Source organism: Pseudomonas sp. Sample_9, from assembly GCF_004307535.1.
GTDB classification, from domain to species: Bacteria; Pseudomonadota; Gammaproteobacteria; order Pseudomonadales; family Pseudomonadaceae; genus Aquipseudomonas; species Aquipseudomonas mercuritolerans.
This window is the reverse complement of the sequence record NZ_RAZO01000203.1, coordinates 1-1,576: the sequence shown is the minus strand read 5'-3', so window position 1 is coordinate 1,576 and position 1,576 is coordinate 1. Positions and strand designations below refer to the sequence as shown.

The window sequence follows — 1,576 nt, the reverse complement described above, 5'->3', positions numbered from 1 at the left end:
TTGACCTGCTCCGTACACCCACTGCCCTACCGCGCCAATCCCGCCGACTATTTCGCGGCCATTCGCAATGCCCCCGGCGCCGTGCTGCTCGACAGTGGCCGGCCGAGCGCTGAACGCGGCCGATATGACTTGCTCAGCGCCTGGCCGCTGGAACAACTGGCGGTGTTGCCGGAGGAAAGCGGCGCGCACCTTCTGCAGCGCCTGCGTGACCACCTCAGCCGCTTGGGCGAAGCGCAGTTGCCCGCCGGATCCGAATTGCCGTTCGCCGGCGGATTGATCGGCTATTTGAGCTACGACTTCGGCCGGCATCTGGAAAACCTGCCAAGTCAGGCGCTGGATGACCTGCAACTGCCCGATGCGCGTTTTGGCCTGTACGACTGGGCGCTGATCAGCGATCACCACGGGCAAACCAGCCAATTGGTCTTTCATCCAACGCTTGTCGACAGTGAACGGCAGCGATTGGTCGCGCTGTTCACTCAGCCTCAAGTTAACGCGCTGGCGCCCTTCAAACTCAACGCCCCCATGGCCGCTGATCTCTCGGCCGACGATTACCGTCAGGCCCTCGAACGCATTCAGGACTACATCCAGGCCGGCGACTGCTATCAGGTCAACTTCGCGCAACGCTTTCGTGCTGAATGCCAAGGCGATCCGTGGCTGGCTTACTGCGCTTTGCGTCAGGCCTGCCCGACGCCGTTCTCCGGCTTTCAGAGCCTGCCCGATGGAGGCGCAGTGCTGAGCCTGTCACCGGAACGTTTCGTCAGAGTCAGCCAGCGCCAAGTCGAAACCCGTCCGATCAAGGGCACCCGCCCCCGTGGCGTCACCCCAGCCGAGGACGCCGCCAACGCCGCCGAACTGCTGGCCAGCCCCAAGGATCGCGCGGAAAACCTGATGATCGTCGACCTGCTGCGCAACGATCTCGGGCGCGCCTGCCGCATCGGCTCGGTGCGGGTGCCGGAGTTGTTCAGTCTGGAGAGTTATCCGAACGTGCATCACCTGGTCAGCAGCGTGACCGGTGAACTGGCGACGGATCGTGATGCGCTCGACCTGATCGCTGGCAGTTTCCCCGGCGGCTCAATCACCGGCGCACCGAAGATTCGGGCGATGCAGATCATCGACGAGCTGGAGCCAACCCGGCGCGGTCTGTATTGCGGCTCGTTGCTGTATCTGGACGTGCGCGGCGAGATGGACAGCTCCATCGCCATTCGCAGTCTGCTGGTCAAGGATGGCCAGGTGTGCTGCTGGGGCGGCGGCGGGATCGTCGCCGATTCGGACTGGCAGGCGGAGTATCAGGAGTCGATGACCAAAGTGCGGATCCTGCTCGATACCCTGCAGAACCTCTGAAGCATCGCGAGCAGCCTCCCACACCGATCGTTCCCACGCTCCTGCGTGGGAATGCAGCCCGGGACGCTCCGCGTCCCTTTCAAAAGCCGAACGCGGAGCGTCCGATGAGGCATTCCCACGCAGAGCGTGGGAACGATCATCGTGTGGGAGCGAGCCTGCTCGCGAAGACGTCCTTCCAGACGACTACAAACTCAACTCTCTATTAGAGGCCTTGAGAAATTCCTGCTTCAGCTCT

General features: G+C 63.0%; 1 protein-coding gene. It reads left to right on the top strand.

From position 1 onward, the window contains the following. On the top strand, positions 1 to 1,341 hold a 1,341-nt coding region (gene pabB, locus D6877_RS11115), incomplete at its 5' end, for an aminodeoxychorismate synthase component I (RefSeq protein WP_241662885.1). Positions 1,342 to 1,576: the final 235 nt, after the last annotated feature.